Source organism: Robertmurraya sp. (genome assembly GCF_036676585.1).
Lineage (GTDB): Bacteria > Bacillota > Bacilli > Bacillales > Cytobacillaceae > Robertmurraya_A.
On record NZ_JAKFCQ010000145.1, the window covers coordinates 1 to 3,477 of the forward strand.

Sequence of the window (3,477 nt, forward strand, 5' to 3'; positions counted from 1 at the left end):
GCCAGCGTTCGTCCTGAGCCAGGATCAAACTCTCCAATAAAGAGTAAGATTAGCTCTTAAAAGTTAAAACTTTGAATTAACGTTGACGTTTGTTGTCTTGTTCAGTTTTCAAGGTTCAATTAATCACTTGATTATCATACTGCATCTTTTCACCGTTGTCAACTTCTACGAAAAACTTTTTTGAACGTTATTTTCAAGTCGTTGTTGTCGGCTACATGTATTACTATATCACCTTAATTCGTAGAAGTCAACTTCTGTTTTCGAATTAATTTTTATAATTCCTCATTAACTAATATACTCTTAATGAGGACGGATTCTCATTTTACAAAATACCCATAAATAATGCAATAGTTTTTTTAATAAAAAACGACTTCTCCTTTAAATAAAGGGTTCCGTTTTGAAGTGCTTTTCTTAAAATACGTGCCGAAAAGACAGTCGTATTGGCATCTTTATTGGTATATAAAAACGTTATTTGTATAAAACCTCACTTACCTGTGATACGGTTCACCGTAATGCATCAAAATGAGGTTTTCTTGGATTTCGAGATAAAACTCACTCCTTTATAAATAAGATGTCTTGTTCTTAATCAAGTAACTAGCAAAAGTAAAATAAGGGGAGATTTTCCGGTTAGATGCCGAATGGAGTTCGTTTCGGGGTAAATAAGGGGAGGTTTTCCGCTTATGCAAAGCAAACTCTCCCCTTTTCAAAATTTTCGAGCCCATAGGCGGAATCTCTCCGTTTATTTAACCTTTTTTTAATAATAATTACTAAGTTAAGCGGAATTTCTCCGTCTATTTATCAGCTCGGGTTTGCTATATCAAAGTTAATGGGATTTCGTAGAAACATTAACAAATAAAGAAAAGACGTATGCCAATTCATACGTCAATTCTTGTGTATTTAATAAGAAAGTACCCGAAAATGGAACCCTTTATCCTTTAGAACAGTCGTTACCCGTTATTATCTCTTGTTAAACTCGTTTGGATTTGGACCTTTGCGTCGGTTACGATTGATTCCATTGATTTGATCCATTTCCTGTGCGGAAAGCTCAAAATCAAATACATCAATGTTTTCTTGAATTCTAGATGGTGTTACAGACTTAGGTATAACGATTGAATTATTTTGTAAATGCCATCTTAAAACAACTTGAGCAGGGGTCTTACTATGTGATTCAGCTAGTTTAATGATCACGTCATCTTGTAACACTTCTCCACCTTGATCAAGGGGACTCCACGCTTCTACAAAAATATCATGCTTAGCGCAAAACTCTTTCAATTCGTTTTGTGCTAAATATGGATGACACTCGATTTGATTTAAGACCGGCTTAACTTCACATTCGTTAAGAAGTCTCTCTAAATGCTCAATTTCAAAGTTACATACACCAATGGCTTTTACTTTGCCATCGTGATATAGCTTTTCCATCGCCTTAAATGTTTCAACATATGTATCGTACTCTGGTGTTGGCCAGTGAATTAAGTATAAATCGATATAATCAAGACCTAATTTTTTTAGACTTAAATCAAAAGCTTGTATTGTGTTTTCGTAACCTTGGTCACTATTCCAAACCTTCGTTGTAATGAATAAATCTTCGCGAGGTACGTTGGATTCTTTAATCGCTTTTCCTACACCCTCTTCGTTTCCATAGATCATAGCTGTATCGATGGAACGGTAACCCGCTTCAATTGCCGCAGTTACTGCAGCTGTCGCCTCGTCATCTTTTACTTGCCAGACTCCGAAACCAAGCTGTGGCATTTCTACTCCGTTGTTCAACGTTACAAAGTTCATATTCATTCTCCTTTTTCGAAAGATTTACTTGATAACCTTGGAAGAAATTGTTTTCCAAGTTAATTTTAATAAAGATAGTCTTAAATGAAAAGTTAAACGCTTCCGGATAATAGTTTTATCTAAGCGCACCTTTTTATCCACTGTATTCGTATGCACAAACAGAGAAAAAACTGTAGACAGCTATCTACAGTTTTTACCATTATAACATTACACTTACTTCATTATTTTCTGAAACCTGCTCTTCCATTTTATTATCTTTGGGAAGCTTCTCAATTTTAAATCCTGTATACGCGTAAATAATCGCTACAATGGGGCTGATAATACAAAGCAATGCATACGGTGCATATTGAAAGGTGGATACTCCAAGAGTGGCGGTCATAAATGCACCACAAGTATTCCAAGGAACAAGTGGAGAGGTCATTGTCCCCGCATCTTCTAGTGTTCGTGATAAGTTCTTTGGATGGAGTTCGCGCTTACGGTAAGCTGTTAAGTACATTCTTCCAGGCAGTAAAATTGATAAGTACTGATCACAGGCGACAATGTTAGCAGTGATACAGGTTGCTACCGTTGTTGTTATTAAACTGCCTGTTGATTTCGCCATTTTTAATAGGCTTGTCACAATCGTATTCATGATTCCACTCGTTTCTAAAATTCCCCCGAAACTCATCGCAATCATAACAAGTGATACGGTGTACATCATCGCTTCCGTTCCACCATTGTTAAGCAAATTATCTAATACTTCATTTCCAGTCTCCATTTCAAAGCCGTATACCATAATGGATAAAACACTGCCGATTGTTTCTCCCTGAACTACGATGGCTACGATCCCCCCTAGAATCGATCCTATGACAAGTCCGGGAATTGCCGGTGTTTTCATAGCAATGATCCCAAGAACAATAACTGGAATAAGAAGTAACCACGGACTGATAATAAAAATATCCGCTAACTCTTGTTGAAGTGTAGCAATGTCACTCACACCAGATCCTTTACCTTTGAACGTAAGGCCGATAAAAAAATAAATGACAACTGACAGAACAAGTGCTGGTATCGTCGTATAGAGCATATGACGAATATGATCAAATAGTTGAACACCTGTGATTCCAGGTGCCATATTCGTTGTTTCTGACAGAGGAGAGATTTTATCTCCAAAGTAGCATCCAGAAATGACAGCCCCTGCCACCATAGCAGGATTTATTCCTAATCCAATTCCCACTCCCATAATGGCAATCCCTATTGTACCAGCTGCTGTCCATGCATTCCCCGAAGCAATCGCTACTACGCTACAAATGATGGCAGCAGCAGGAAGAAAATAGGTGGGCGATAAAATATCTAATCCATAATAAATCATGGTCGGAACAATTCCGCCTGCTAACCATGTTCCAATAATGGTTCCAATTATCATTAAAATAAGTAACGCTTGAAGTGCCAGAGAGACTGCTTTGATAATACCTTGTTCAAGCTCTCGCCAAGTATATCCTAAATAAATAGATACTAGTGATGCCACGGTGGCGCTTAGCAAGAGCGGAATATGCGGATCTGCTTCAAACATGAAAATTCCTGTAAATAAAAATACAATCATGGCTCCGATCGGGATCAAAGCAACTGCTAGTGAAGGCTGTTTCTTTTCTTTCATTATCATCCCTCTTTCAATAAAAAATAGTTTCCTATTTTTCTTATTGCAATTTTCGTGCCAGA

The 3,477-nt window shown here is 37.3% G+C and carries 2 protein-coding genes; both read right to left on the bottom strand.

From position 1 onward, the window contains the following. Nucleotides 1–957: 957 nt before the first annotated feature. Nucleotides 958–1,782, bottom strand: coding sequence for an aldo/keto reductase (locus ACGLXV_RS18095; RefSeq protein WP_391559734.1), 825 nt, complete (start codon nucleotides 1,780–1,782; stop codon nucleotides 958–960). Nucleotides 1,783–1,981: 199 nt separating this feature from the next. After that, on the bottom strand, nucleotides 1,982–3,415 hold the full coding sequence (nhaC, locus tag ACGLXV_RS18100) for a Na+/H+ antiporter NhaC (protein ID WP_391559735.1): 1,434 nt from the start codon (nucleotides 3,413–3,415) through the stop codon (nucleotides 1,982–1,984). Nucleotides 3,416–3,477: the final 62 nt, after the last annotated feature.